A 26,230-nucleotide genomic window follows, 5' to 3' on the forward strand; every position below is an offset into this window, starting at 1 on the left:
AAGGCGCCCGAGCTACTGCCATGAAACAGCCTTCCGCTCTCGTTGCCCTCGTTGAGGCGCTGCGCGCGTTGCCCGGCGTCGGTCCGAAGTCGGCGCAACGGATGGCCTATCACCTCATGCAACACGACCGCGAGGGCGCCGAGCGGCTCGGCCACGCGCTCGTCTTCGCGGCTGAGCATCTGCAGCACTGTGAAAAGTGCAATACGTTCACGGAGGCCCGCATCTGCGACGTCTGCAGCGACGAGTCCCGCGACCCGACGCTGCTGTGCGTTGTCGAGACGCCGGCCGACCAGATCATGCTCGAGCAGACCATGACCTACCGGGGGCTTTATTTCGTGCTGATGGGGCGGCTGAGTCCGCTCGACGGAATCGGCCCCAAGGAAATTCACTTCGACCGGCTCGTGAAACGCGCATCGGACGGTGTGGTGAAAGAGGTTGTGCTCGCCACGAATTTCACAAACGAAGGGGAAGCGACCGCGCACTACCTCGCGCAGACGCTCAAGGCGCGCGACCTTAAGGTCACGCGGCTCGCGCGTGGCGTCCCCGTTGGTGGCGAGCTCGAGTATGTGGACGCCGGGACCATCGCGCGCGCGGTGCTCGACAGGCGATCGCTGTGACTGCCGGCGCAAGCGCGGGAGCCCGGACTGGCTAAGGGCCGGCCCTGCGCGCATCGGCACGATTCATCAAAAGGTGACTTGACGATGACTGCAACAGCTGGCCCGCTCGCGGGCGTCAAAGTACTCGAGTTGGGCACGCTGATCGCGGGGCCTTTTGCCGCGCGCTTTCTCGGCGAATTCGGCGCAGAGGTCATCAAGGTCGAGGACCCCAACGGTGGGGACCCGCTGCGCAAGTGGCGCATGCTCTATCCGCAAGCTGGCGGCACGTCGCTTTGGTGGGCTGTCCAGGCGCGCAACAAGAAGTCCGTGACAGTTAACCTGAAACTCGACGAGGGCAAGGAGATTGTGCGGCGGCTGGCGGGCGAAGCCGACATCGTTGTCGAGAATTTCAGGCCCGGTCTGCTCGAAAAACTCGGCCTCGGTTATGACGTGCTGAGTGCACACAATCCGGGCCTCGTGATGGTGCGTTTGTCCGGCTACGGCCAGACCGGGCCGTACCGGGACCGCCCCGGTTTCGGCTCGATTGCCGAGGCAATGGGCGGACTGCGCCACATTACCGGCTACCCCGATTTGCCGCCGCCGCGCATCGGGATTTCGATCGGTGACTCCATTGCGGCGCTGCACGGAGTGATCGGCGCCCTCATGGCGATGCATCACCGGCAGGCCAATGGGGGCAAAGGGCAAGTTGTCGACGTGGCACTTTACGAGGCCGTCTTCAACATGATGGAGAGCATCGTGCCTGAATATGGCGTCTACGGTGCGGTGCGCGAGCGCACCGGCGCGTCGCTGCCCGGGATTGTTCCTTCGAACACCTATCCTTGCAAAGATGGCAGCATCGTCATTGGCGGCAACAGCGACCCGATCTTCAAGCGGCTTATGACGGCGATCGAACGTGCGGATCTCGCGAACGATCCGTCGCTCGCGCACAACGATGGCCGTGTGCCGCGCACCCAAGAGATCGACGACGCCATCTCTGCCTGGCTCGCTCACCGAACCATCGACGAAGCGCTCGACATCCTCAATGCCGCCGACGTGCCGGTTGGGCGCATTTACAGCGCCGCCGACATGTTCACCGATCCGCAATACGCGGCACGAGAAATGATTCGGCATTTCAAGTGGGACGACGGTCTCGACGTTGCGCTGCCCGGTGTCACACCCAGGATGTCGGAGACGCCGGGCGGCACGCGCTGGCTCGGCCCGGCGCTCGGCGAACATACTGACGCAGTCCTTCGCACGCTGGGTTATGAAGAGGACGAGATTGTCGGGTTGCGTGCGCGAAAGGTGATCTGACGATCGATCGGCGGTGGAAAGGCTCCACGCGTGTACTGGGTTGTGCATCGCCGAAAATCGTGGCACTTAAGGCCGGCACTTAAGGCACAACGACAATTTTCCCGGTCACTCGACGCTCGGCCATGTCGCGCAACGCGCGCGGCGTGTCTTCCAGCGAATAACGCGCGCTGATGCGTGGGCGCAGCTTGCCTTCGCTCAGCCAACCGACGAGCCTCTCCAAGTCAGCGTGATTGCGTTCTGATTCGCGCCGGGCGAACTCCCCCCAGAACACGCCCACGATGCTTGCACCTCGGAGCAGGGCCAAATTCAGCGGCAAGCGAGGGATTTCTCCGTTTGCAAAGCCGACGACGAGGTAACGCCCACGCCAACCGATACTGCGGAAGGCGGGTTCCGCAAAGCGTCCGCCGACCGGATCGTAAATAACATCGGGCCCGCGTCCGCCAGTGAGCGCCGCGATGCGTTCGCGCAAATCCTCGCGTTCGTACTGAATCGTCGCATCGGCGCCATGTTCGCGGCAGACGGCGAGCTTGGCGTCACTCGAAGCGGCGGCGATGACCCGGGCGCCGAGCGCTTTGCCGATTTCGACAGCGGCAAGCCCAACGCCGCCCGCAGCGCCGAGCACGAGCAGCGTCTCGCCGGCGGCGAGTGACCCGCGGTCGACAAGGGCATGGTATGAGGTGCTATAGGCAAGTGTGAACGCGGCCGCGATCGCGTAATCGGTGCCCTCGGGCAGGCGTGCACACGCATCGGCCGGCGCGAGCACCTGATCGGCGAATCCGCCGGTACGCACCAACGCGGCGACCGGCATGCCGCGCCGCAGGCCGGACACTCCCGGGCCGACATCGCGCACAACGCCCGCCACTTCACAACCGGGCGTGAATGGCAACTCCGGCTGAAATTGGTATTTGTTCTCGATGACGAGCAAATCCGGATAGTTGACGCTCGCGGCTTTGACCTCGATCGTGACTTCGCCGGTGCCGGGGCGAGCATCGGGCAGTGTCTCGACGACCAACATGTCGGGCGGCCCATAGCGGTTGCAACGAACGGCGCGCATCGTCTCTCCTTACGCTGTCGCGGTATCTGCATGCAGTGTAGGCGATGGCGCATGAACGCGCCTTTCGGCAGGGGGGGAGGCTGTTGTTGCGATTGCGATAAAGCGCCGGATTTGACGATCAGAGCCATAATGTCCTCGGTTACAATCGGCGCATGAGAATCCTACTAAGCAATGACGACGGTTATCTGGCGCCCGGTCTGGCGGCCCTTTACGACGCCCTGAAGCACCTTGGGGACGTCACCGTGATGGCGCCCGAGCAGAACTGCAGCGGCGCCTCGAACTCGCTCACGCTTTCTCGTCCGCTTTCCGTCCTGCGGGCGGCAAACGGGTTTTACTACGTCAACGGTACGCCGACTGACTCGGTGCACATCGCGCTCACCGGGATGCTCGATGACAAGCCTGATCTCGTCGTTTCGGGCATCAACAACGGGCAAAACGTCGGCGAAGACACGCTCTACTCGGGCACCGTCGCGGCTGCGACGGAAGGCGTCATGTTCGGTGTGCCGTCGATTGCTTTCTCGCTGGTCGAAAAGGACTGGGCGCACCTGGAAGATGCGGCGCGCGTGGCACACGACATCGTCAAGCACTTCCTTGCTCATCCGCTGCCGGGACACCCGCTTCTGAACGTGAACATTCCGAATCGCCCCTACGGCGAGCTGGGCGATTGGGAGGTGACCCGGCTCGGCAAACGGCACCCCTCGCAGCCGGTGATTCGCCAAACGAATCCGCGCGGCGAACCGATCTATTGGATCGGCCCATCCGGCGCCGCACTCGATGCGAGCGACGGTACGGATTTTTACGCACTCGCGAACGGGCGCGTCTCCATTACGCCGCTGCAACTCGATCTCACGCATACGCAAATGCTTTGCGCGACGCGCGAGTGGACACGCTTGGGACCTCGCACTTCATGACGAGCGGGCGAGCCAAGCGGTTTCCCCTCGGGCTTGCCGATCTTGAGCGCAAGCCGCGTGGCCATGCCGGCGCAAATAAGGCGGATGCCGACGAACATGGCCGCGCACGCGACGGTGCGAGGCGCGCCGATATACCGACGTCGCAAGTTGCCGACACACTGGCAGCACCCAGCGTACCGCTCTCGAGCGCACTGTCGCTGACTTCTGAGCGCGTGCGCGAGCGCATGGTCGAACGGCTTCGAACCCACGGTATCGGCGATGCTCGCGTGCTCAACGCCATGTCCGCGGTGCCGCGCCACATGTTCGTCGATCCGGGGCTCGCGGCTCAGGCGTACGAGGATTCGGCGCTGCCGATCGGTCATCAGCAGACCATCTCCAAGCCTTCGGTCGTGGCGCGGATGCTCGAACTCGCTTCGGCGGGGCGCTCGCTCGATCGTGTGCTCGAAATCGGCACGGGGTGCGGCTATCAGGCGGCAGTGCTCAGCCAGATTGCGCGCGATGTCTATTCGATTGAACGAGTGAAGCCGCTTTACGAGCGTGCAAAGCTCAACTTGCGGCCGCTACGTGTGCGTAACATTCGACTGCATTACGGTGATGGTCGCATCGGGCTGCCGGCGGCGGCGCCATTCGACGCGATCGTCATTGCTGCGGCGGGTTTTGAGGTGCCAGAGGCCTTGCTTGGCCAGCTCGCAGTGGGCGGTAGACTCGTGGCGCCCGTCGCGATGGCAAACGGCGAGCAACAGGTGCTGACACTCGTCGAGCGCGTGGGATCGAGCCAGTGGCGAGAATCTCGGCTTGATCGCGTTTTCTTTGTTCCCTTAAAATCCGGAGTAATTTGACACCGATGTTTATGCTGCGCGCGATGCGAACAAAGAATATAGACGGTCCGCTGACTGCTGCCCAACGCGCCGCGTGTGCCGCGGCCTTGATGATGCTGGCGGCATGCGCAACACGCCTCGACCCAGCCCCTGTCGTTGACCGCTCGGGGGCAATGGGCATGCCGCCGCCAGCGCCGACTCAACCGGCCGCCGAATCCGTGCCGCTTGGGCCGCCGCCGCCCGGCTACTACCGCGTGAAGCCGGGCGATACGCTGTATCGGATTGCGCTTGAGAATGGCCAGAACTACCGCGATATCGCGGCGTGGAACAATCTCGCGAATCCGAATCAGATCGAATCCAATCAGTTGCTGCGCGTTGCGCCGCCCGATCAAAATGCGACAGCGGCAACGCCGGGCATCGCGGCTGCACCGATCGTGGGCGGGCCGGTGCAAACCGCGCCGCTCGCCAATGGAGCCGCTCCGGTGGCGGGAGCACCGGGAGCACCGGTAGCGGCAACGCAAATGCCGCCGTTCTATGGCGGCGGCTCGACTGCCACGACCATTCCCCCGCAACCGCCATCGCCTGCGACGGTCACCGGCCCAGGGCCAGTCATGAACGGCGGCCATATCGCGATGGCTTGGCCTGCGCACGGCCCGATCCTCAATCCGTTCGACGACACAAAAAACAAGGGCATCAACATCGGGGGCTCGCCGGGCGAGGCAGTGCGGGCTGCAGCGGAGGGTCGCGTCGTCTACGCAGGAAATGGGCTGCGCGGATACGGTAATCTCATTATCATCAAGCACAACGCGATGTATCTGACAGCGTACGCACACAACCGTGCTTTGATGGTAAAAGAAGGGGACTCGGTGACCAGAGGCGAAAAGATCGCCGAGATGGGTAACAGCGATGCCGATCGGGTAATGTTGCACTTCGAAGTTCGCCAGCAGGGCAAACCCGTCGATCCGATGAAATACTTGCCGCCGCAATAAGCGATACGACCATGCCGAAACCGAAGCGCCGCAAGCAGCAAGACGAAACGCAAACGTTTTCACGCGCCGAGCAAGCATCGGCGCCAGACTTGGGTGCTTCGATGAGCGAGGCCGAGGCCGAGGACGAAGCCGTCGCCGATGGCGAGAGCGATTTTGACGGTGAGGGTGCGGCGGCTGGCGGCGACGACGTCGAGGCGCGTGAGCGCACGAGCGACGCGGGGCCCGATCCGGATGATTTTCGCGCGCTTTTGCAAGCGGAGCTGACGGCCGATACGATTCAGCATTATCTGAATCGCATCAGTGTTAAGCCGCTGCTTACTGTCGAGGAGGAGCAGCGGTATTCGCGGCTCGCGAAGGCTGGCGAATTCGAGGCGCGTCAGGTCATGATCGAGCGCAACTTACGGCTCGTCGTCAGCATTGCAAAGGGCTATTTGAACCGTGGCGTGCCACTGCTCGACTTGATCGAGGAAGGCAATCTCGGCTTGATGCACGCGATCGAAAAGTTCGATCCCACACGGGGCTTTCGCTTCTCGACATACGCGACATGGTGGATTCGCCAGAGCATCGAGCGGGCCATCATGAATCAGGCGCGCACGGTGAGGTTGCCGGTGCATGTGATTCGCGAATTGAATCAGGTGCTACGCGCGAAGCGCCATCTGGAAAAAAATTCAATGAACGCGAGCGGTGCGAACGAGCGGCGCGACGCAAGCATCGACGACATCGCGTACCTCACTGGCAAGACAGCCGATGAGGTCACCGATATCCTTGCGCTGAACGAGCATACGGCCTCCCTCGATGCGCCGCTCGATCTTGATCCCGCGAGCAGCTTGCTTGATCTGCTTTCCGACGATCAAAGCCAGTCGCCCGATGCTGAAGTGCAGCATCGCGAGCTCGAAACGCTGACGCGCGCGTGGCTGTCACGCCTTTCCGACAAGCACCGGCACGTCATCGAGCGCCGCTTTGGGCTCAATCATATTGAGCCGGCCACGTTGGAAGAGCTAGCGGACGAAATGGGACTAACCCGCGAACGCGTACGCCAGATTCAACAAGAAGCGCTGGTACGCTTGAAGCGCTTTTTCGCCTCGAATGGTGTCCGCAAGGACGCGGTTCTTTGACTTTAAACGTCGCGTAAGTGGTTCACACCGCTTGTTTTATCCCTCGCTCTGTCGCGGCAGAGCAGGGCTCCAATTGATTTGCCAATGACTCCCATCCTCGTTTTCGACATCGAGACGATTCCCGATGTCGCCGGTATTCGCCGGCTCGAAGATTTGCCGGCCTCGATGAGCGATGCCGAAGTGGCCGAGCACGCGTTCGCCGCGCGCCGGGAAAAGACGGGCACGGATTTTCTTCCGCACTACCTCCAATGCGTGGCGGCGATTTCTTGCGTCTTTCGGGATCGCACTGGCTTGCGTGTGCGATCGCTGGGCTCACCTGACGACGACGAGGCAGCGCTCATCCAGTCGTTCTACCGCGTGATCGAACGGTACACGCCGCAGCTCGTATCGTGGAACGGCGGCGGCTTCGACTTGCCAGTTCTTCACTACCGCGCGCTCGTGCACGGCATTCCGGCATCGCGCTACTGGGATGTCGGCGAGGAGGACCGCGACTTCAAGTGGAACAATTACATCAGCCGCTACCACTCGCGCCACACGGACCTCATGGACGTGCTGGCCATGTATCAGACGCGCGCCAACGCGCCGCTCGATGCGCTTGCCAAGCTCTGCGGGTTTCCGGGCAAGCTCGGCATGGATGGTGGGCAAGTCTGGTCAGCGGTTCGCGAGGGACGCATCGAGGAGGTGCGTAATTATTGCGAGACCGATGTCGTCAACACTTACCTGCTGTATTGCCGGTTCCAGTTGATGCGCGGCGGGCTGTCGTCAAGCGAGTACGCCGACGAAATCGCGTTCGTCAAAGAGACGCTCGCGCAGGAGTCTGGGGCGCACTGGGCTGAGTATCTCGCCGCGTTTGGGTGAACCGCATGCGTTCGCATCGCGTTCGTTGGCATCACCTGCGTCGCGCCCGGATTTATGCCAGTTCGAGCAGGATCGGCTGATGGTCGGACGCTTGCGTGGCGCCATCAATAACGCAGCGGCGCAATCGGTCGCGTAAGTCTTCGGTGACGAACACAAAGTCGCACGTGATCGGCCCATCCGACCATTGATCTAGATCGAAGACTCCCGCTGTCGGCGGTGGCGTTTGCCCAGGGTGAAGTTCGGTCCACGCGTCGATAAATGACGGTGCGCCTTCAAGCGGCGCGATGAAGCGTCGATACGCCTCGGAGCCGAACGCACTGTTGAAATCGCCGGAAACGATCGCACTAATGGGGCGAACCGTCGCCGCGAATGGGCCTGCCGAATTTTCGGCCGGCGCCGGATGTGCGGCATGATCGGCAGCCTCCAGTTGTAACTGCCGTAGCGCGTCCACTTGCGCAAGTCGCTGCTTGAGCGAATAGTATTCGAGGTGAGTGACAATCACGCGCAACGGGCCGCTTGATGTGCGCAGCACGGCTTCGAGCGCGACGCGCTGCATCGATGGCGCACCTGGGTCAGCCGGCCATGGCAGGGCGTGGCGAATCACCTGCTCAACCGGAAAACGGGTGGCAAGCGCGTTGCCGAATTGACGGCGCTGGCCACCGGCCTCGAGCGGCGGTAAATCGGCGCCGATCGCCTCAAGCACGGTAAAGCCTGGCAGGGCAGCGGCGAGTTCGGCGAACTGATCGTCGCCCGGCCCGCCCGGCAACGAGTGAAAGCCGCGCGTGACTTCCTGTAGTGTGAGCAGGTCGAAGTCCGCAATTTGCCGTGCTTCACTCAGAGTGCGCGCAAGATCGACTACGCCGGCTGCGTTACGTCCCCATTGGATATTCCAGCTGATCATTTTCATATTGCCTCCTTCGTATGCCGTCGTCGGGCGCCGTTCGTCTACAATCTCGCCTTTCGTTTCCACGTCCGCCAGGAACAGCAGGTGTCCGAATCTCTCCGCAGCACTGTTGCCCCCGTAAAAAGCGTTGCGCCGGCCGCACCCAACGAGCGTGCTCGCGCCCCAATCCTCGAAATCGACTCGCTGGACATGGAGGCGCGCGGTGTCGGCCGTTTAGTGACAGATGACGGCGAGCCGGGCAAGGTCATTTTCGTAGAAGGGGCATTGCCTGGCGAGCAAGTCACATACTCGAGCTACCGCAAGAAGCCGAGCTACGAGCAGGCGCAAGTGGTTGACGTGCTGCGTGAAAGCGTCCTGCGCACAACGCCGCGCTGTCAATTTTTTGGCACGTGCGGCGGTTGCTCGATGCAGCATCTCGAGCCGCGCGCACAAGTTGCCGTCAAGCAGCGTGTGCTCGAGGACGATCTTTGGCATTTGGCGAAACTTCGCCCGGAGACCGTGCTGCCGCCGATTCATGGTCCATCGTGGGGATATCGCTACCGGGCGCGCCTGACGGTGCGACACGTGGCGAAAAAGGGCGGCGTGCTGGTGGGCTTTCATGAGAGAAAAAGCAGCTATGTCGCAGACATGACTAGCTGCGAAGTGCTGCCGCCCCATGTGTCGGCTCTGCTTGTGCCGTTGCGCCGGCTCGTGGAAAGTTTGTCGATTCGTGACCGGCTGCCGCAAATCGAACTGGCCGTGGGTTCGAGCGTCACCGCACTGGTACTGCGCGTACTCGAGCCGCTCACGGCGGACGATGAGGTGCATGTTCGGGCCTTCGCCGACGAGCACCGCGTTCAGTTCTGGCTTCAGCCAAAAGGGCCGGATACGGCGGTACCGTTCTATCCGCTCGATGTGGAGCTCGATTACACGCTCCCTGAGTTCGACATCCGCATGCCGTTCAAGCCGACCGATTTCACGCAGGTGAACCACGCGATCAATCGCGTGCTCGTCGGCCGCGCGCTGCGGCTGCTTGCGCCGGCTCGCACAGACCGTGTCCTCGACCTTTTCTGCGGACTCGGCAACTTCACGCTACCGCTTGCGCGGCTCGCTCGCGAAGTCGTTGGTATCGAGGGGAGCGAAACGCTTACGGCTCGGGCGCGTGCCAATGCAAAGGAAAATGGCGTCGAGGGCCATACCTCGTTTGCAAGTCGGAATCTGTTTGAAATCGAAGGTGACGATTTGCGCGCGTTGGGCGCATTCGATAAGTTCTTGATCGACCCACCGCGAGAGGGTGCGCTGGCCGTGGCCAAGGCGCTTGCATCAATCGCTCAAAGTGGCGACGGGCCGCTGCCCGCGCGCATTGTCTACGTTTCGTGCAATCCGTCGACGCTCGCGCGGGACGCGGGTCTGCTTGTGCACGAAGCAGGGTATCGACTCAAGGGGGCGGGCGTCGTCAATATGTTCCCGCACACGTCGCATGTGGAATCAATTGCCCTTTTTGAGCGGGGTTGAGGACTGTCTAGTTGTTGACGGCGGAGCGCGGCTTTGGGCGCCCGTAAAAAAACCGGCCTGAGGGCCGGTTTTTGATTTGTTCAATACCGCATCGATCAGTTGCGGTTGCCGCCGAAGATGCCAAGCAGCGACAGCAGGTTCACGAACACGTTATAGAGGTCGAGGTAGATCGCAAGCGTAGCCGTGATGTAGTTCGTCTCGCCGCCATTCACGACACGCTGCACGTCGAACAGCATATAGGCCGAGAAGATCACGATCGCCAGCACGGAGACCGTCAACATCAATGCCGGCAGGTGCAGAAACATATTCGCAACCATGGCGAGCAGCAACACGATCACGCCAACGAAGAGCCATTTGCCGAGGCCCGAGAAGTCGCGCTTGCTGACGGTGGCGATCGTCGCCATGGCGGTGAAGATCACCCCCGTGCCCCCAAAGGCGAGCATGATGAGCGACGGCCCATTCGAAAAGCCGAGAATGAAGCTCAAAAGCCGCGACAGCATCAGCCCCATGAAAAACGTGAAGCCAAGCAGCACGATGACGCCGACACCGCTGTCCTTCGTCCGCTCGATGGCGAACATGAAGCCGAATGCAATTGCGAAAAACGCGAGCAGGCTCATCGCGGGGCTTGTGGCCGCAAACAGCGAGAAGCCCGTTGCGACGCCGACCCACGCACCTAGCACGGTGGGCACCATCGACAGCGCGAGCAGCCAATATGTGTTCCGTAGCACGCGGTTGCGCGTTTCCGCCGTGGCGATGGAACCGCCCCGGCCGAAGTTGTACGGATAGTCGTTCATGCTTTCTCCTTGCGTAAGTCGCAGTAACTTCAACGATACCCCTGAACCCCCCTTTCTTTGTGTTTTTTAGGCATCTCGACACTAAGATTAGTGCCGATGGCTAGAGTTTCAATGTCGCGCGGGTCGCTTGTGCGGAACTTAACTTAGGACCTTTCGCGCGAGAAAGGGTTCGATCGCAATCATACACCGGAACATGCTACAATTGCGGATTCGTTAGAACTCGTAACCCCTTAATTTTTTGGAGTTTTTATGGCGATCGAGCGTACCCTGTCGATTATCAAGCCCGATGCAGTGGCAAAGAACGTGGTTGGTCAGATCCTGAGCCGCTTTGAAAGCGCGGGCCTGAAGATCGTCGCGGCCCGCATGGCGCAGCTCTCGCGCGCTGACGCAGAGAAGTTCTATGCTGTGCACGCTGAGCGCCCGTTCTTCAAGGACCTCGTCGAATTCATGATCTCCGGCCCCGTGATGATCCAGGCGCTCGAAGGCGAAAATGCGATTCTGAAGAACCGCGACCTCATGGGTGCGACGGATCCGAAGAAGGCGGAAAAGGGCACCATCCGTGCTGACTTTGCCGACAGCATTGACGCTAACGCAGTGCACGGCTCGGATGCGCCGGAAACGGCACGTGTCGAGATCGCGTTCTTCTTCCCCGAAATCAACGTCTACTCGCGCTGATCGGTGGAGTTGGCGCGTGCGGCTGCCCGGCATTTGTCGGCACTCGGCGCGCCATTACCCTCCCGGTCACCGACATTGACCGGGGCCGGCGCGGGTACGCGCCGCTTAAGCGCCGGCACCGAAACAGCAGGATCCGATATGACGAGCAGTTCAACGGTCAACCTCCTCGATCTCGACGCAGCGGGTCTCGTCGCGTATTGCGCAAGCCTGGGCGAGAAGTCGTTTCGCGCCACGCAGCTGCAGCGGTGGGTCCACCAGTACAACGCCGCCGATTTCGATGGCATGACCGATCTTGCCAAGTCCCTTCGCGAAAAGCTGAAGGGGCGTGCAACGATCACGATGCCGCCCGTCGTCAGCGATCACATTTCGTCCGACGGCACGCGAAAATGGCTTGTCGACGTCGGCAACGGCAATGCGGTCGAAACCGTCTTCATCCCTGAAGAAACGCGCGGCACGCTGTGCGTGTCGTCGCAGGCTGGGTGTGCGGTAAATTGTCGCTTCTGCTCGACGGGCAAGCAGGGGTTTTCACGCAATCTCGGCACGGGCGAGATCATCGGACAGTTGCGCATGGCCGAGTTCGCGCTGCGCGCGTCGCGAGACGGCGTTGAGGTTGCGCAAGGCAAGGGTGAGCGTGTCATCACGAACGTCGTGATGATGGGGATGGGTGAGCCTCTGCTGAATTACGACGCCGTGGTGCCCGCGCTGCGGCTCATGCTCGACGACAATGCGTACGGCTTGTCGCGTCGGCGCGTCACTGTTTCGACCTCGGGCGTGGTGCCGATGATGGACAGGCTCGGCGCCGATCTGCCTGTGGCACTCGCGGTGTCGCTGCACGCGCCAAACGATGCGCTGCGCGATGAGCTCGTGCCGCTCAACAAGAAGTATCCGCTCAAGGAGCTGATGGACGCCTGCCGCCGCTACCTGCGGGTCGCGCCGCGCGATTTCATCACCTTCGAATACTGCATGCTCGACGGCGTAAATGACGGCGACACGCATGCGAGGGAGTTGTTGGCGCTCACAGCCGATGTTCCTTGCAAGTTCAATCTGATTCCGTTCAATCCATTTCCCGAATCGGGATTGGTAAGATCGAAATCCGAACGCATCAAACAGTTTGCCCAGATTCTCATCGACGCAGGGGTTGTCACCACCGTGCGCAAGACGCGCGGTGACGACATCGACGCAGCCTGCGGCCAGCTCGCCGGGGCCGTCCAGGATCGCACGCGCCTCGCACAGCGGATGGAGCGTGCAGAGACCGTCGTCGAGTTGCATCGTCGCGTGTAATCCGCACGCCGTCGTGGGACGGGCCGCTGGTGGCGTTTCCGGCCCTCGATGGCGGGTGCTGTCGGGGCGGTGCCAGGAAATAAAGCAGTGCATGTAGCGGTACAGGTTTGCCGAGCATTTTGTTATAAGAGGTGTGCGAATCGGGGCGGGCTCGGTAGGAGCGGCCGTGACGCATAGGTGAAAAGAATCGACGCGAGTACGAGGGACGAGGGATGAGTGAGCCGCAGCTTCCGCAAAGAGAGGGCACTCAGACAAATGGGGGGCGATCGGGGGCGATGTTCAGTGAGGCCAGCGCGACGCCGGGTGGCGGCGAGGCGGCGGGGGTAGTTTCGTTCGGCTCGCTGGCCGCAGCCGGCGCACGGCTCGTGCAGTTGCGCGAGGGCCGAGGTTGGTCGACCGAAGACGTCTCTGCCCGGCTGAAGGTGCCGACAGCGAAGCTGCGCGCGCTCGAGGCCGGCGATGTCAGTGGCTTCCCCGGTACAACGTTCGCGCTTGGCGTCGTGCGCAGTTACGCCAAGATGCTCGGCGTCGATCCCGCGCCGTTTGTCCAGGCGCTACGCCGCGAGGCGGGCGAGCCGGAGCCGGATCTTTCGATGCCGGCGTCGACAGGCACGGATATGCCGCGCGGCCGCGTCTCGGTCCCGCTCGGCAGCACGCCGCGGCATCGTTCATGGTGGTGGGGCGTCGCGGCGGTCGTTGTCGTTCTGGTGGCGCTCGTCATGTGGCGCAACGGCGGGGAGCCTCCCGCATGGTTCGCGCGCCTGAAAGCGACAGCGCATGGCGTCGCTGCCGATTCGAGCAGTGCGGCGACGGCAAATGTGCAAGGTCAGATGGGTGCGTCGGGCACGACGATCGTCGCGTCAAACGCGGCTTCCGAGGGCGGTGCGTCGGCGCTCACCGGTTCGGTCGACGCAGCTAGCAACGCCCAGGAACCCAGCGTCAATGCGGCGCCGCCGTCCACAGAGGAATCGGCGCCGCAGTCGCCGGCGACTGTGGCATCGACAGCGTCACCATCGCCGCAGCAACAGACGGCGGCCGCTTCAGCCGCTCAGCCTGCGCCGACGGTAACGTCACGAGCGGCGAGCGCAGCGCAACCGCAGCCGTCGGCGGAAATGTCGCCGCCGGCGATGGCCGCATCCGCGGCAAGCGTCGAATCGGCGTCGCAGCCGGCCATGGCCGCGGGGGCGTCGGACGGCACGGCGGCGCCGGGTACTTCGACGCTGGGCATTGCCGTGACGCAGGACAGTTGGTTCAGCGTGCGGGACAAGAGCGGCAAGGAGGTCTTCTCCGGCGTTGTCCATGCAGGCGAAGTGAAGCAGGTGGCGGGCGAGCGGCCTTTCAAGGTGGTGGCCGGCAATCGCGCGGGCGTCCAGTCGATCACGCTTGACGGCACGGCGGTGGACGCGGCCAAGTACGCGACGGGTAAGGGCAACGTGTCACGCTTTTCGTTGCCGTGACAGAACTTGAAATGACAAGCGCCGCGGCGTCGTGCTGCGACGCTTCTTCGAAATGCGTCGCGTCACGCCAGGACGCGGCGCACGTAGCATTTAACCGGACTAATGGGTCTTTCGATGCAATCCGATAGCAGCAGCCAGATTTGTTCCTCCGAGCCGGTTTTCGGCGGTCCTGTGCAGCGCCGCGCGTCGCACGCGGTCGACGTCCGCTGGGGCGGCCAACTGGTGACGATCGGCGGCGAGGCGCCCGTCCGCGTGCAGTCGATGACGAACACGGATACGGCCGATGCGATCGGCACGGCGATTCAGGTGAAAGAGCTCGCCCAGGCGGGCTCCGAGCTCGTGCGCATCACTGTCAACACGCCTGAGGCCGCGAGTGCCGTGCCGGCCATTCGAGATCAGCTCGACCGGATGGGCGTCACTGTTCCGCTCGTCGGCGATTTTCATTACAACGGCCATCTGTTGCTGCGCGACTATCCTGCATGCGCCGAGGCACTGTCGAAATACCGCATCAACCCGGGCAACGTCGGGCACGGTGCGAAGCGCGATACGCAGTTCGCGCAAATGATCGAAGCTGCAGCCCGCTACGACAAGCCGGTACGGATCGGCGTCAATTGGGGGAGCCTCGATCAGGATCTGCTCGCGAAGATGATGGATGAGAACGCTGCGCGTGCCGAGCCTTGGGAAGCGCAAAGCGTCATGTACGAGGCACTGATCCAGTCGGCCATCGGATCCGCGGAGCGTGCCGTTGAGTTAGGGCTTGCGCGCGATCGAATCATTTTGTCGTGCAAGGTGAGCGGCGTGCAGGATCTCATCGCCGTCTATCGTGAGCTCGCACGCCGTTGCCGCTTTGCGCTGCACTTGGGGCTCACCGAGGCCGGCATGGGCTCGAAGGGTATCGTTGCATCGACGGCGGCGCTCGGCGTCCTGCTGCAAGAGGGTATCGGCGACACCATCCGCATTTCGCTGACCCCCGAGCCGGGCGCGTCGCGCACGGGTGAGGTTGTCGTCGCGCAGGAGATTCTGCAGACCATGGGCCTGCGCTCGTTTACGCCGATGGTCATTGCGTGCCCGGGCTGTGGCCGCACGACGAGCACGTTGTTTCAGGAGCTCGCGTCGCAGATCCAGACGTATCTGCGCGTGCAGATGCCTGTGTGGCGCGAACAATACCCGGGCGTCGAGAAGATGAATGTGGCCGTCATGGGGTGCATCGTCAATGGTCCTGGCGAATCGAAGCATGCCAACATCGGCATTAGCCTGCCGGGCTCGGGCGAGAATCCGGCGGCCCCCGTCTTTATCGACGGCGAAAAGGTCAAGACGCTTCGCGGCGATGGGATCGCAGAAGAGTTTCAGCAAATCGTGAGCGACTACGTCGAGCGCCGCTACGGCCGCGCTAACGCGGTGGCGAATTAAGCTTCAACCGTCAACGAAAACAGATGACAGAACAGAAACGAAAACTCGAAAAACTGACCGGCGTGAAGGGCATGAACGATGTCCTGCCACAGGACGCCGCGCTTTGGGAGTTTTTCGAATCGACCGTGAAGTCGCTGCTGCGCGCGTACGGCTACCAGAACATTCGCACGCCGATCGTCGAGCACACGCAGTTATTCACGCGCGGTATCGGAGAAGTGACCGATATCGTCGAGAAGGAAATGTATAGCTTCGTCGATGCGCTCAACGGCGAGAACCTCACGTTGCGGCCCGAGAATACGGCAGCCGTCGTGCGCGCAGCCATCGAGCACAACCTGCTTTATGATGGCCCGAAGCGGCTCTGGTACATCGGCCCGATGTTCCGTCATGAGCGTCCGCAGCGCGGGCGTTATCGGCAGTTCCATCAAGTCGGTGTCGAAGCGCTGGGTTTCGCCGGCCCCGATACCGACGCCGAAATCATCATGATGTGCCAGCGGCTCTGGGATGATCTGGGACTCACCGGCATCCGGCTCGAAATCAACTCGCTCGGCCTCGCCGAGGAGCGCGCCCAACATCGCGTCGAGCTCATCTCGTATCTGGAAAAGCATGTCGACGTGCTGGACGAAGATGCTCAGCGGCGTCTTTATACCAACCCGTTGCGCGTGCTTGATACGAAGAATCCCGCGCTGCAGGAGATTGCTCAGAATGCGCCCAAGCTGATCGATTTCCTTGGGGATGCCTCGCGTGCTCACTTCGAGGGGCTCCAGCGGTTGTTGAAGGCCAACAACATCCCGTTCACGATCAATCCGCGCCTCGTTCGCGGTCTTGATTATTACAACCTGACTGTCTTCGAGTGGGTGACCGACAAGCTTGGGGCTCAAGGCACCGTCGCGGCCGGCGGCCGCTACGATCCGCTCATCGAGCAGTTGGGGGGCAAGGCGACGGCCGCATGCGGCTGGGCGATGGGCGTGGAGCGAATTCTCGAGCTGCTAAAAGAAGACGCGCTCGTGCCGCATGATGAAGGCTGCGACATCTACGTCGTGCATCAAGGCGAAGCGGCCAGCGTGCAGGCTTTCATCATTGCCGAACGTCTGCGCGATACGGGGCTCGACGTGATCCTCCACTGCAGTGCCGACGGTGCGTCGGCGAGCTTCAAGTCGCAAATGAAGCGTGCCGATGCGAGCGGAGCCGCGTTTGCCGTGATTCTCGGCGAGGACGAGGTCGCCAATGGCACGGTGGCCGTCAAGCCGCTGCGCGACGCTGCGCAGTCCGGAGGCAAAGCCGAGCAGCACACCGTACCGGTCGAAAACTTGACCGAATTTTTAATCGATGCGATGGTTGCAACCGCCGAAGAAGGCGAGGACTGACACGGCTTCGCATTATGCGTGTCCGCGCTCGCTGTGCCCCGCGCGTTGACGCGCGAGGCATGGCGTGGCTGCAATCACGAGACGCGGAAAGAGAAGGAATGGCTTGGCGATGAGTTATCACGACGAACAAGAATCGATTGAGAGCGTCAAGGCTTGGTGGGCACAGTGGGGGAATGCGCTCACCTGGGTTCTGCTAGCGGCGCTCATCGCGGGTGCGGGCTGGAACGCCTGGCATTTTTGGCAGCGGCGCGAGGCCGCGCAAGCGGCCGTACTCTACGAGCAGGTGCAGCAGGCTGCGAGCGCCAAGAACAAGGCGGACGTCGTACGCGACGCGTCCGATATGGAGTCGCGTTACGACAGCACAGCCTACGCGCAGATGACGGCGCTTGTGGCGGCGAAGGCGCTTTACGATGCGGGTGACACCGCCGGCGCCAAGACCCAGCTGCAATGGGCGATCGATCACGCAAAGGACGACGAGTACAAGCTCATCGCAAAGCTGCGCCTCGCCGCAGTCATGCTCGATGAAAAGTCCTATGACGCGGGGCTCGCGCTGTTGTCGGGCACGCCGCCCGAGGGATTCAAGAGCGCTGTCGCGGATCGCCGCGGTGACTTGCTTGCGGCAGCAGGCAAGCGAGAGGATGCGCGCGAGGCATATCGTCTCGCACTTGATTCGCTGGCGAAGAATGACACCGCCGGCCGTCAGGTGATTCAATTCAAGCTCGACGCACTCGGCAGCTAACGAGCGCCGGAGAGACTGCGCCGTGCGCAGCCTTTTAACCCACTCTTGACGATGCTTCGCCCAACGATGAATTTGCTGAAACGTTTTGCCGTTCCCGTGGCCTGCGCGATCACCGCTCTTGCGATGACCGCCTGCTCCTCGTCGAAGGACGAGCGCCGCACTCCGACGCCGCTCACGCAGTTCAAGCCGGCTATCAATGTGGAACGGATCTGGAAAGCGGATGTGGGCAAGGCGGGGCGTTACCTTTTCTCGCCAATTGCAGTCGGCGACGCAGTCTTCGCGGCGGGTGCCGGCGGTACCGTTGCCAAGATCGATGGGAAAACAGGCAAGGTCGTTTGGCGTACGAGGCTGCATACGGATTTGACGGCGGGCGTCGGCAGCGACGGTACATTGACGGCCGTGGGCGCAACGCGGGGCGGTGTCTACGTACTCGATTCGAACGGCAAGCTGCTTTGGAAATCGAACGTTGCAGGCGAAGTCGTCTCGCCGCCGCTCATCGGCAATGGTCTCGTTGTCGTACGGACCATCGATGGTCAGATCAGCGCGTTCGGCGCCGAAACGGGCGAACTCAAATGGGTTTATCACAATCGCGCGGAGCCGCTTAATCTGCGCGTTTCGGCGGGCATGACGTTCGCAGCTGACGCGGCCGTCCTGGCTGGCTTTCCGGGCGGCGGGCTCGCAGCGATCAACCTGAAGACGGGAGATGACTACTGGCAAGCGCCCGTCTCCTTTCCCAAGGGGGTCACCGAAATGGAGCGGATCAACGACGTGACCGGTGCGCCGGCACTTGTCGGCGCCGAGACCTGCGCGGTGACGTTCCAGGGCCGGGTTGGCTGCTTCGATGCGAATACGGGTAGGCCGATCTGGCAGAAGCCGTTTTCGAGCACGAGCGGCGTAGCGCAAGATAACTCGACGGTGGTCGCCCCCGACGATTGGTCGGTCATCACTGCGTTCGGCGCGGACGATGGTCGCCAGTTGTGGCGCAACGACAAACTGAAGAACCGCAGCCTGAGCGTGCCGCTGCTGTTTGGACCGTCGGTGGTGCTGGGTGATTACCAGGGCTACGTGCACTTCCTGTCGCGCGACGACGGTTCGTTTGTGGCGCGTGTAAAGACGGACGGCAGCGCGATCACGGCGGCGCCGGTCCTTGCCGGAGACACGCTCGTGGTGCAGACGAGCGGCGGCGATCTGTTCGGCTTCCGTCCGCGCTGACCCGCTTTTTATGTGGAAACTGCGGCAAGCGTGATTGCATCCGGTCTAGTCGACCAAGCTCACGCTCACCGCACTCACGTCCGCTTGACTGCTCGGGCGCGAGCTTGTGTGCTCACGCCCCCGCCTAGATAATGGGCTCGTCAAGCGTCGCCTGACCCAGTTCGCAGCGCTGTCGTGTGGCATCGACGGCGCGACCCGCTTCACCGATAGTGGCGCGCGGAGACCCAACCTTTTTCCCGTGCGCCGGCCGCTTGGGCGCAAACTGCTCAAGCCAAGCATGTAGCCGAGCATTGAATAGCCTGCCGGCGTCGGTGCCTTGTCGGCGGCTTTAATTAGACAACAGCAAGATGAAACCCGTTATTGCCCTCGTCGGGCGCCCGAATGTGGGGAAATCCACGCTCTTCAACCGGCTCACGCGCACGCGTGATGCGCTCGTGGCCGATTTGCCAGGCCTCACGCGCGACCGTCATTACGGTGAGGGACGCGTTGGCGATCGGCCTTACCTCGTCGTCGACACAGGCGGTTTCGAGCCGGTGGCAAAGGACGGCATTCTGCACGAGATGGCGCGGCAGACGCGGCAGGCGGTGGAGGAGTCGGATGTCGTCGTCTTCATCGTTGACGGCCGCAACGGCCTGGCCCCGCAGGAAAAGTCGATCGCTGACTATCTGCGTAAGACCGGACGGCCGATCGTGCTCGTGGTCAATAAGGCCGAAGGCATGAAGTACACCGCGGTCGCCACTGATTTCTATGAGTTGGGGCTTGGTGATCCACGCGCCATTTCCGCGGCGCACGGCGACGGTGTGACGGAGATGATCAACGACGCGCTCGAAATCGCCTATGGCGGCCATGCGGAGGAAGAGCCGGAGGAAAAGGCGCCGCGCGGCGTCAAGATTGCGATTGTTGGCCGACCGAACGTCGGCAAATCGACGCTCGTCAATACCTTGATTGGCGAGGACCGTGTCATCGCGTTCGACATGCCCGGCACAACGCGCGACTCGATCTACGTCGATTTCGAGCGGCAAGGGCGCAAATACACACTGATCGATACGGCGGGCCTGCGTCGACGCGGCAAAGTATTCGAAGCCGTCGAAAAGTTTTCGGTGGTGAAGACGTTACAGTCGATCGCCGACGCAAACGTCGTCATCCTGTTGCTTGACGCACGCCAGGACATCTCGGATCAGGATGCGCACATCGCGGGCTTTGTGGTCGAGCAGGGTCGTGCGCTCGTCGTGGGCGTCAACAAATGGGATGGCCTCGATGAGCACGTGCGCGAGCGCACCAAAGCCGACATGATGCGCAAGCTCAAGTTTCTCGATTTCGCCAATTTCCACTTCATTTCGGCCACCGAGCAAATGGGCATTGGCGCACTGATGCGTTCGGTCGACAATGCTTATGCTGCCGCCATGGCGAAGCTGCCGACGCCCAAGCTTACGCGCGCGCTCATCGAGGCCGTCGAATTCCAGCAGCCGCGCCGTCGCGGGCCTGTGCGGCCGAAGCTGCGCTATGCGCACCAAGGCGGCCAGAACCCGCCCATCATCGTGATCCACGGCAATGCGCTGGACGCGGTGACGGACACTTATAGACGTTACCTCGAGAACCGCTTCCGAGAAACTTTTTCACTCACGGGCACTCCATTGCGCATAGAGTTTCGTTCATCGGCGAACCCGTACGCGGACAAGAGCTGAGTGCGTTGCGGGACGGCCCGGCGTAGTCCTAGGCCGGTCGGCCAGGCGGCGTGTGCGTGATCGAAAATCGGCTATAGTGTAGCGATTGGCGGCGGATTTCTTTTTCTTCGTCGCCAGTCCAGATCCAACCTGCAAAATAAGACGGAGTTTGCTATGAGCAACAAAGGGCAACTGTTACAAGACCCGTTTCTGAACGCACTGCGCAAAGAGCACGTGCCGGTATCGATCTATTTGGTCAACGGCATCAAGCTTCAAGGGAACATCGAATCGTTCGACCAGTACGTCGTGTTGCTCCGGAATACCGTTACCCAGATGGTTTACAAGCACGCTATCTCGACAGTGGTGCCTGCGCGTCCGGTCAATTTCCACCCTGACGCAGAAACGTCCTGAACCCACTGAACCGGCCGGCGTGACGCCCAATCAGCCGGCGCCACGCCGGCCGGTTCATTTTGATGCACACCAATTTGATCAACGCAGCGCTCGTCGGCATCGACTTCGGAAAAATCGACTTCGAAGCCAGCCTCGAAGAACTCAGTCTGCTCGCGCAAAGCGCGGGCGCCCATCCTGCCGTGACCCTCACCGGGCGTCGTTCGAGCCCCGATGCCGCCTTGTTCGTAGGCAGCGGCAAGGCAGAGGAATTACGTCTCGCATGTGAGGCGAACGATATTGAAATCGTCATTTTCAATCACGCGCTTGCGCCCGCACAACAGCGCAATCTCGAGCGTACGCTGAATCGGCGCGTGGTCGATCGCACCAGCTTGATTCTCGATATCTTCGCGCAGCGCGCGCGCAGCCATGAGGGCAAGTTGCAGGTCGAACTCGCTCAGCTGCAGTACATGGCAACGAGGCTCGTGCGCGCTTGGACTCACCTGGAGCGGCAAAAGGGCGGTATCGGCTTGCGTGGCCCCGGCGAGACACAGATCGAAACCGACCGTCGGCTCATCGGCGAGCGAATCAAGATGCTCAAGGGGCGGCTTGAAAAGCTTCAGCGGCAGCATGGCACGCAGCGGCGCCAGCGCCAGCGCAATCGGGCAATGTCCGTCTCGCTCGTCGGCTACACGAATGCGGGGAAGTCCACGCTTTTCAATGCATTGACGAAGGCGCAGGCGTATGCGGCCGATCAGTTGTTCGCTACGCTTGATACAACCTCGCGCCGCGTATTTCTGGGCGATGACGTAGGGCAAGTGATCATCTCCGACACGGTCGGCTTTATCCGTGAGCTGCCGCACCAACTCGTCGCCGCATTTCGCGCGACGCTCGAGGAAACGATTAACGCGGATTTGCTGCTGCACGTCGTCGACGCGTCGAGCGCCGTTCGGCTCGACCAAATTGATCAAGTGAACGAGGTGCTTCATGAAATCGGGGCCGACACGGTGCGCCAGGTTCTGGTGTTCAACAAAGTCGACGCAGTGCCTGAACTTGCGGCGCGCAAAGAGGCGGTCGAGCGTGACGAATATGGTAATATTTCGCGCGTCTTTTTGAGCGCGCGCACGGGGCAGGGGCTAGATTCATTGCGCGCAGCCATCGCCGAGATCGCCACTTCCGAACACCTTCCCGATAACGGGCGGGCACTGCCAGACATACAGCCTGCGGAGCTTTTCCGCGAAGACGCCGATGCCGAGCGGATCGATGGCGAGAGGTCGGCGCCACGCTCCAATCTCCATTGACGCTCTCCCAACTCGAGTGAACGAACAAGGTGAACGAACGTAACGAGCGGAGCTTCTTGACGCGTGCGCGCGCCATCCTTTCGATCAATGATCCTCGTTGGGGGCGCAGCGACGAAAAGGGTAGCGGTAGCGCTCAGCGGCCGAACGACCCTAATCGCCGGCCCGGCAAGGGGGAAGGGCCTCCTGACCTTGACGAGATGTGGCGCGATTTCAACCGTCGCCTGTCGCGGATCTTTTCTTTTCGGCGCCAGGGATCTGGGCCCGGCGAGCGGCGCCCGGATAACGGGCGGGCGGCTCGCGTGGGCGTGGGCATCATCATTGGCGTGCTGGTCGCCATCTATCTGGGCAGCGGTATCTTTATCGTTCAGGAAGGGCAAACGGGCGTCGTGCTGCAGTTCGGCCAATATCGTCGCACGGTTGGCCCCGGCATCCATTTTCGCTCGCCGTATCCGTTTGAGACCGCTGAGATCGTCAACGTCTCAGATATCCGCTCGATTGAGATTGGGCGCAGCAGTACCGCGACCGATGCCAACGCCAACAGTGCGTCGGTGTTGACGCAAGACGGCGATATCGTCGATGTGCGGTTTGCCGTTCGCTATCAGGTGAAGTCACCGTCCGATTACCTTTTTTATGCCGCGGAGCCCGACCGCAGCGTCGTCCAGGCGGCGCAAGCGGCGGTGCGTGAGATTGCCGGTGCGCGTCGCACCGACGATCTGCTTGGTCGCGATCATGACGCGCTTGGTCTTCAGCTCGCCGCAGCGATCCAGCAATCCCTCGACCGTTATCGGACTGGGCTCTCGGTTGTCGGCGTCACGGTCCAAAGCGTGGAGCCGCCCCAGCAAGTTCAGGCAGCGTTCAGCGACGCAGTGCGTGCGAGCGAGGATCGAGCGCGCGCCAAGCGCGAGGCCCAGGCTTACGCGAACGAATTGCTGCCTCGTGCGCAGGCTGATGCTTCTCGCGTGATCGACGATGCCAAAGCGTATGCGGATCGGGTCGTTGCGCGGGCACAGGGCGATGCCGATCGTTTCAATCAGGTCTACGCGCAATACGCGAAGGCGCCAGCCGTTGTGCGCGAGCGGATGTATCTTGAAACGATGCGTGACATCTACGCCAATACGACCAAAATTTTTGTTGGCGGTAAGGGCGGCACCAACATCGTAAACCTGCCGATCGACAAGATCATCGAGGCCACCCGCAAGCCCGCGGACGAAAGCGCCGCATCGTCGGTGGGTGGCGCATCGGCCCCGGCGGCCGCTGTGCCTGCAGCACCCAGCGCGGCCAGCCAGACGGCCGCCCCGGACGATTCGCTGCGCTCGCGTGACACGTTGCGCAGCCGCTCGCGCGAAGACGAACTCCAACAATAAGAGGCGCACATCATGAATCGTATCGTTGCGCTCATTGTCTTGGTCGTCATCCTGATGTTCGTGGGATCGTCGACCCTCGTCGTCGTCGATCAACGTCATATGGCGGTCGTCTATTCTCGCGGCGGCGAAAGTCCCGCTGTAGTGGGCCCCGGGCTGCATTTCAAACTGCCTGCGCCCTTGCAGTCGGCCTTGAGGGTGGATACGCGCATTCAAACGCTTGAAGCGGCCAATGATGACCGCTATCAAACGTCCGACAGGGCCGAGTTGCTTGTCAGTCCGCTCGTGAAGTACCGCATCGTCGATCCGCTCAAGCTGTTCGACAAGACGGATGGGAATAAGCAGTCGCTCGCAGACCGCCTTACGGCCTTCACGCACGACGCGCTTGGCGACGCGATTGAAAAACGCACGTTGAGCGACGCGCTGGCGCATCAGGCGGATATTGCGGCCGGCACACGTGAAGCGATGAGCGGCTCGGCTGCGGCGCTGGGTGTCGATGTCGTCGATGTGCAGCTTGTGCGGGTCGATATCCCGGCGAGCGCAGCCGAGGCTGTGTATAAGCGTATGGCGGCGGCGAAGGCGCAGGAGGCGAGTGCTGTGCGCGCCGAGGGCGCGGCCGAGGCCGATGCGATCAAGGCCGCTGCCCAGCGGCAGCGCGAGGCCATCGTCGCGGACGGCTACCAGAAGGCACAGGCGTTGAAGGGGCAAGGCGATGCGAAAGCCGCGGAGATCGCAGCCAATGCGTTTAGCCGCGACCCGAGCTTTTACCAGTTCTATCAGAGCTTGCAGGCGTACCGTGCGGTCTTCAAACCGGGCGATGTGATCGTCGTCGACCCTGACAGTGACTTCTTTCGCTTTATGCGCAGCCCCGATGGCGGTGCGGTGTCCGCGCCAGGCGCGGCGCAGCGCAAACATTGAAGGCGTGGCCTACTACACGCCACTCGCAGACAAGGAAGGGACACGCCGCAGGCAACGCCGGCGGCTCAATTGAATGAACCTGGCCGGCACGCTACTGCTCGCATTCGCGTTGATGCTCATCATCGAGGGCATGCTTCCATTCGTGTTTCCTACCGCATGGAGCGAGACGCTTCGTAGAATTGCAACGCGCCCGCCCCACCACATCCGCATCGGGGGGCTCATCGTCATGGTGCTGGGCCTTTTGCTGCTTTTTGCCGCGACGTAGTAATCCCGGAAAAACGCTGCTTAACCGAACGCCGGGGCAAACGCCGGGCCGACGGTGCAAGCCGCTCGCCCGCGAGCGCATTTTTAACGGCGGCGCTGACGCGCGCCGCCCTTTGTTCAGATTGTTTGATCTCGTAGGACCTATCGATGTCGACTTGGCTGCTTCCCGAGAATATTGCCGACGTGCTGCCGTCTGAGGCGCGCAAGATCGAGGAGTTGCGCCGCACGCTACTCGATCGATTTCGGGCGTACGGCTATGAGATGGTGATGCCGCCGCTCCTCGAATACCTGGAATCGCTGTTGACGAGCGGCGGTAGCGATCTCAGTTTGCGCACGTTCAAGCTCGTGGATCAGCTCTCAGGCCGGACGCTCGGCCTGCGTGCCGACACAACGCCACAGGTCGCCCGCATCGACGCACACCTGCTTAACCGGCAGGGCGTGACGCGGCTTTGCTATGCGGGCAACGTGCTGCATACGCGTCCGCGCGGTTTGCACGCCACGCGCGAGCAGATCCAAATCGGCGCGGAAATCTACGGCCACGCGGGCCTCGAGGCGGACCTCGAGATTCAGCAACTGATGCTCGATGTGTTGCGTCTTGCTGGGCTCGACGCTGTGCGCCTGGATCTTTGTCATGCGGGCGTGCTGTCGGCGCTTTTCGCGCGGGAGCCTGCCGCAGCGGCAATTGGCGAATCGCTTTACGAAGCACTGGCCGGCAAGGACGTAGCGCGCCTTGCCGAGCTGACTTCCGACTTGTCCCAGCCTGTGGGCGACGCGCTGCGCGCGCTGCCGACACTCTATGGCGATGCGTCGGTGCTCGACGAGGCACGTCGCCGCTTGCCTGCGTGGCCAGAGATCGAGCGGGCGCTGGACGATCTTGCGTTCCTCGCCAAGCAGGTGGACGGTGCCGAGGTGGCCGTAGACCTCGCCGATTTGCGCGGTTACGCGTATCACAGCGGCGTCATGTTCTCGGCGTACGTGGATGGCGTGCCGAACGCTGTCGCACGTGGCGGCCGTTATGACGAAGTCGGCCAGGCTTACGGCCGCGCACGGGCGGCGACGGGGTTTTCGCTGGATCTGCGCGAAGTCGCGCGGATCTCACCGATGGAAGCCCGCAGCAGTGCGATTCTTGCCCCTTGGCAGCACGACGATGCGCTGCGCGCGAGCGTCGCGGCGCTACGCGATGCGGGGGAGATCGTCATCCAGGCGTTGCCGGGACACGACCACGATCTTGACGAATTTGCTTGCGATCGGGTGCTCGTCGAGCGTGACGGCGCCTGGGTGGTCGAGCCGCGGCCGTAGCGCAAGAGCCGCGCTTCGATGCGTGCCGGACGTGAAGGCGTTTCGGCATGCGCG

25 protein-coding genes are annotated in these 26,230 nt (G+C 62.3%); 22 read left to right on the plus strand and 3 right to left on the minus strand.

Annotated elements, in window-relative coordinates; all coding sequences use genetic code 11:
• The first annotated feature begins 20 nt into the window (after window positions 1-20).
• Together recR and VL598_RS00910 are read left to right on the plus strand one after the other, a co-directional pair.
• A complete protein-coding gene (recR, locus tag VL598_RS00905; protein ID WP_325324813.1) occupies window positions 21-617 on the plus strand; it encodes a recombination mediator RecR in 597 nt (198 codons plus the stop codon).
• Between the two features lie 84 nt (window positions 618-701).
• Window positions 702-1,907 carry a CaiB/BaiF CoA-transferase family protein gene (locus tag VL598_RS00910; protein WP_325324814.1) on the plus strand — a complete coding sequence of 402 codons (1,206 nt, stop codon included), beginning with the start codon at window positions 702-704 and terminating at the stop codon, window positions 1,905-1,907.
• Between the two features lie 79 nt (window positions 1,908-1,986).
• Here the strand turns inward: VL598_RS00910 and VL598_RS00915 are convergent, their stop codons facing one another.
• Complete coding sequence (locus VL598_RS00915) at window positions 1,987-2,961, minus strand: NADPH:quinone oxidoreductase family protein (protein WP_325324815.1); 975 nt, start codon at window positions 2,959-2,961, stop codon at window positions 1,987-1,989.
• A 152-nt stretch (window positions 2,962-3,113) separates the two neighbouring features.
• On the opposite strand from VL598_RS00915, the gene surE reads away from it, so the two are divergent.
• From surE to VL598_RS00940, 5 genes are all read left to right on the plus strand, one after another.
• On the plus strand, window positions 3,114-3,872 hold the full coding sequence (gene surE / locus VL598_RS00920; RefSeq protein WP_325324816.1) for a 5'/3'-nucleotidase SurE: 759 nt from the start codon (window positions 3,114-3,116) through the stop codon (window positions 3,870-3,872).
• Complete coding sequence (locus VL598_RS00925) at window positions 3,869-4,711, plus strand: protein-L-isoaspartate(D-aspartate) O-methyltransferase (RefSeq protein ID WP_325324855.1); 843 nt, start codon at window positions 3,869-3,871, stop codon at window positions 4,709-4,711. Before surE ends, VL598_RS00925 begins: the two co-directional genes overlap by 4 nt.
• Before the next feature lie 5 nt (window positions 4,712-4,716).
• On the plus strand, window positions 4,717-5,679 hold the full coding sequence (locus tag VL598_RS00930) for a peptidoglycan DD-metalloendopeptidase family protein (protein ID WP_325324856.1): 963 nt from the start codon (window positions 4,717-4,719) through the stop codon (window positions 5,677-5,679).
• A gap of 11 nt (window positions 5,680-5,690) precedes the next feature.
• The gene (gene rpoS / locus VL598_RS00935) at window positions 5,691-6,794 is read left to right on the plus strand and encodes an RNA polymerase sigma factor RpoS (RefSeq protein WP_325324817.1); all 1,104 of its coding nucleotides are present in this window, start codon (window positions 5,691-5,693) and stop codon (window positions 6,792-6,794) included.
• An 84-nt stretch (window positions 6,795-6,878) separates the two neighbouring features.
• Window positions 6,879-7,652 (plus strand): 3'-5' exonuclease, encoded by a 774-nt coding sequence (locus tag VL598_RS00940; protein ID WP_325324818.1) that lies wholly within the window; start codon window positions 6,879-6,881, stop codon window positions 7,650-7,652.
• A gap of 52 nt (window positions 7,653-7,704) precedes the next feature.
• On the opposite strand, the gene VL598_RS00945 is transcribed toward VL598_RS00940, so the two are convergent.
• Complete coding sequence (locus VL598_RS00945) at window positions 7,705-8,559, minus strand: endonuclease/exonuclease/phosphatase family protein (RefSeq protein WP_325324819.1); 855 nt, start codon at window positions 8,557-8,559, stop codon at window positions 7,705-7,707.
• An 81-nt stretch (window positions 8,560-8,640) separates the two neighbouring features.
• On the opposite strand from VL598_RS00945, the gene rlmD reads away from it, so the two are divergent.
• Window positions 8,641-10,050, plus strand: a complete 1,410-nt coding sequence (rlmD, locus tag VL598_RS00950; RefSeq protein WP_325324820.1) for a 23S rRNA (uracil(1939)-C(5))-methyltransferase RlmD — start codon at window positions 8,641-8,643, stop codon at window positions 10,048-10,050.
• A 95-nt stretch (window positions 10,051-10,145) separates the two neighbouring features.
• Here rlmD and VL598_RS00955 read toward each other — a convergent pair whose 3' ends face one another.
• Window positions 10,146-10,844 carry a Bax inhibitor-1/YccA family protein gene (locus tag VL598_RS00955; RefSeq protein ID WP_325324821.1) on the minus strand — a complete coding sequence of 233 codons (699 nt, stop codon included), beginning with the start codon at window positions 10,842-10,844 and terminating at the stop codon, window positions 10,146-10,148.
• Window positions 10,845-11,093: 249 nt separating this feature from the next.
• On the opposite strand from VL598_RS00955, the gene ndk reads away from it, so the two are divergent.
• From ndk to VL598_RS01025, 14 genes are all read left to right on the plus strand, one after another.
• Window positions 11,094-11,519, plus strand: a complete 426-nt coding sequence (gene ndk / locus VL598_RS00960; RefSeq protein ID WP_325324822.1) for a nucleoside-diphosphate kinase — start codon at window positions 11,094-11,096, stop codon at window positions 11,517-11,519.
• A gap of 138 nt (window positions 11,520-11,657) precedes the next feature.
• On the plus strand, window positions 11,658-12,800 hold the full coding sequence (rlmN, locus tag VL598_RS00965; RefSeq protein WP_325324823.1) for a 23S rRNA (adenine(2503)-C(2))-methyltransferase RlmN: 1,143 nt from the start codon (window positions 11,658-11,660) through the stop codon (window positions 12,798-12,800).
• A gap of 212 nt (window positions 12,801-13,012) precedes the next feature.
• Window positions 13,013-14,257 carry a RodZ domain-containing protein gene (locus VL598_RS00970; RefSeq protein ID WP_325324824.1) on the plus strand — a complete coding sequence of 415 codons (1,245 nt, stop codon included), beginning with the start codon at window positions 13,013-13,015 and terminating at the stop codon, window positions 14,255-14,257.
• A gap of 102 nt (window positions 14,258-14,359) precedes the next feature.
• A complete protein-coding gene (gene ispG / locus VL598_RS00975) occupies window positions 14,360-15,667 on the plus strand; it encodes a flavodoxin-dependent (E)-4-hydroxy-3-methylbut-2-enyl-diphosphate synthase (RefSeq protein ID WP_325324825.1) in 1,308 nt (435 codons plus the stop codon).
• A 23-nt stretch (window positions 15,668-15,690) separates the two neighbouring features.
• Entirely contained in the window at window positions 15,691-17,031 is a 1,341-nt protein-coding gene (gene hisS / locus VL598_RS00980) for a histidine--tRNA ligase (RefSeq protein ID WP_325324826.1), read from the plus strand.
• A gap of 109 nt (window positions 17,032-17,140) precedes the next feature.
• Entirely contained in the window at window positions 17,141-17,770 is a 630-nt protein-coding gene (locus VL598_RS00985; RefSeq protein ID WP_325324827.1) for a tetratricopeptide repeat protein, read from the plus strand.
• A gap of 66 nt (window positions 17,771-17,836) precedes the next feature.
• Window positions 17,837-18,982: an outer membrane protein assembly factor BamB gene (bamB, locus tag VL598_RS00990; RefSeq protein WP_325324828.1), complete on the plus strand. Its 1,146-nt coding sequence runs from the start codon at window positions 17,837-17,839 to the stop codon at window positions 18,980-18,982.
• A gap of 347 nt (window positions 18,983-19,329) precedes the next feature.
• On the plus strand, window positions 19,330-20,667 hold the full coding sequence (gene der, locus VL598_RS00995; protein WP_325324829.1) for a ribosome biogenesis GTPase Der: 1,338 nt from the start codon (window positions 19,330-19,332) through the stop codon (window positions 20,665-20,667).
• A gap of 153 nt (window positions 20,668-20,820) precedes the next feature.
• Entirely contained in the window at window positions 20,821-21,057 is a 237-nt protein-coding gene (gene hfq / locus VL598_RS01000) for an RNA chaperone Hfq (protein WP_035930711.1), read from the plus strand.
• 62 nt (window positions 21,058-21,119) lie between these two features.
• Window positions 21,120-22,334 carry a GTPase HflX gene (gene hflX, locus VL598_RS01005; RefSeq protein WP_325324830.1) on the plus strand — a complete coding sequence of 405 codons (1,215 nt, stop codon included), beginning with the start codon at window positions 21,120-21,122 and terminating at the stop codon, window positions 22,332-22,334.
• Window positions 22,335-22,363: 29 nt separating this feature from the next.
• On the plus strand, window positions 22,364-23,698 hold the full coding sequence (hflK, locus tag VL598_RS01010) for an FtsH protease activity modulator HflK (RefSeq protein WP_325324831.1): 1,335 nt from the start codon (window positions 22,364-22,366) through the stop codon (window positions 23,696-23,698).
• Between the two features lie 12 nt (window positions 23,699-23,710).
• Window positions 23,711-24,613, plus strand: coding sequence for a protease modulator HflC (locus tag VL598_RS01015; protein WP_325324832.1), 903 nt, complete (start codon window positions 23,711-23,713; stop codon window positions 24,611-24,613).
• 73 nt (window positions 24,614-24,686) lie between these two features.
• Window positions 24,687-24,878 (plus strand): DUF2065 domain-containing protein, encoded by a 192-nt coding sequence (locus VL598_RS01020; protein WP_325324833.1) that lies wholly within the window; start codon window positions 24,687-24,689, stop codon window positions 24,876-24,878.
• 146 nt (window positions 24,879-25,024) lie between these two features.
• Window positions 25,025-26,176 carry an ATP phosphoribosyltransferase regulatory subunit gene (locus tag VL598_RS01025; protein ID WP_325324834.1) on the plus strand — a complete coding sequence of 384 codons (1,152 nt, stop codon included), beginning with the start codon at window positions 25,025-25,027 and terminating at the stop codon, window positions 26,174-26,176.
• Window positions 26,177-26,230 lie beyond the last annotated feature (54 nt).

The sequence above is a fragment of the Trinickia sp. genome (assembly GCF_035492435.1).
Taxonomy (GTDB): domain Bacteria; phylum Pseudomonadota; class Gammaproteobacteria; order Burkholderiales; family Burkholderiaceae; genus Trinickia.

Excerpts from the sequence above, each read along its gene's own strand:
- recR (WP_325324813.1), top strand. The coding sequence starts at position 21 with ATGAAACAGCCTTCCGCTCTCGTTGCCCTCGTTGAGGCGCTGCGCGCG.
- VL598_RS00910 (WP_325324814.1), top strand. The coding sequence starts at position 702 with ATGACTGCAACAGCTGGCCCGCTCGCGGGCGTCAAAGTACTCGAGTTG.
- VL598_RS00915 (WP_325324815.1), bottom strand. The coding sequence starts at position 2,961 with ATGCGCGCCGTTCGTTGCAACCGCTATGGGCCGCCCGACATGTTGGTC.
- surE (WP_325324816.1), top strand. The coding sequence starts at position 3,114 with ATGAGAATCCTACTAAGCAATGACGACGGTTATCTGGCGCCCGGTCTG.
- VL598_RS00925 (WP_325324855.1), top strand. The coding sequence starts at position 3,869 with ATGACGAGCGGGCGAGCCAAGCGGTTTCCCCTCGGGCTTGCCGATCTT.
- VL598_RS00930 (WP_325324856.1), top strand. The coding sequence starts at position 4,717 with ATGTTTATGCTGCGCGCGATGCGAACAAAGAATATAGACGGTCCGCTG.
- rpoS (WP_325324817.1), top strand. The coding sequence starts at position 5,691 with ATGCCGAAACCGAAGCGCCGCAAGCAGCAAGACGAAACGCAAACGTTT.
- VL598_RS00940 (WP_325324818.1), top strand. The coding sequence starts at position 6,879 with ATGACTCCCATCCTCGTTTTCGACATCGAGACGATTCCCGATGTCGCC.
- VL598_RS00945 (WP_325324819.1), bottom strand. The coding sequence starts at position 8,559 with ATGAAAATGATCAGCTGGAATATCCAATGGGGACGTAACGCAGCCGGC.
- VL598_RS00955 (WP_325324821.1), bottom strand. The coding sequence starts at position 10,844 with ATGAACGACTATCCGTACAACTTCGGCCGGGGCGGTTCCATCGCCACG.
- ndk (WP_325324822.1), top strand. The coding sequence starts at position 11,094 with ATGGCGATCGAGCGTACCCTGTCGATTATCAAGCCCGATGCAGTGGCA.
- rlmN (WP_325324823.1), top strand. The coding sequence starts at position 11,658 with ATGACGAGCAGTTCAACGGTCAACCTCCTCGATCTCGACGCAGCGGGT.
- VL598_RS00970 (WP_325324824.1), top strand. The coding sequence starts at position 13,013 with ATGAGTGAGCCGCAGCTTCCGCAAAGAGAGGGCACTCAGACAAATGGG.
- ispG (WP_325324825.1), top strand. The coding sequence starts at position 14,360 with ATGGGTCTTTCGATGCAATCCGATAGCAGCAGCCAGATTTGTTCCTCC.
- hisS (WP_325324826.1), top strand. The coding sequence starts at position 15,691 with ATGACAGAACAGAAACGAAAACTCGAAAAACTGACCGGCGTGAAGGGC.
- VL598_RS00985 (WP_325324827.1), top strand. The coding sequence starts at position 17,141 with ATGAGTTATCACGACGAACAAGAATCGATTGAGAGCGTCAAGGCTTGG.
- bamB (WP_325324828.1), top strand. The coding sequence starts at position 17,837 with ATGAATTTGCTGAAACGTTTTGCCGTTCCCGTGGCCTGCGCGATCACC.
- der (WP_325324829.1), top strand. The coding sequence starts at position 19,330 with ATGAAACCCGTTATTGCCCTCGTCGGGCGCCCGAATGTGGGGAAATCC.
- hfq (WP_035930711.1), top strand. The coding sequence starts at position 20,821 with ATGAGCAACAAAGGGCAACTGTTACAAGACCCGTTTCTGAACGCACTG.
- hflX (WP_325324830.1), top strand. The coding sequence starts at position 21,120 with ATGCACACCAATTTGATCAACGCAGCGCTCGTCGGCATCGACTTCGGA.
- VL598_RS01015 (WP_325324832.1), top strand. The coding sequence starts at position 23,711 with ATGAATCGTATCGTTGCGCTCATTGTCTTGGTCGTCATCCTGATGTTC.
- VL598_RS01020 (WP_325324833.1), top strand. The coding sequence starts at position 24,687 with ATGAACCTGGCCGGCACGCTACTGCTCGCATTCGCGTTGATGCTCATC.
- VL598_RS01025 (WP_325324834.1), top strand. The coding sequence starts at position 25,025 with ATGTCGACTTGGCTGCTTCCCGAGAATATTGCCGACGTGCTGCCGTCT.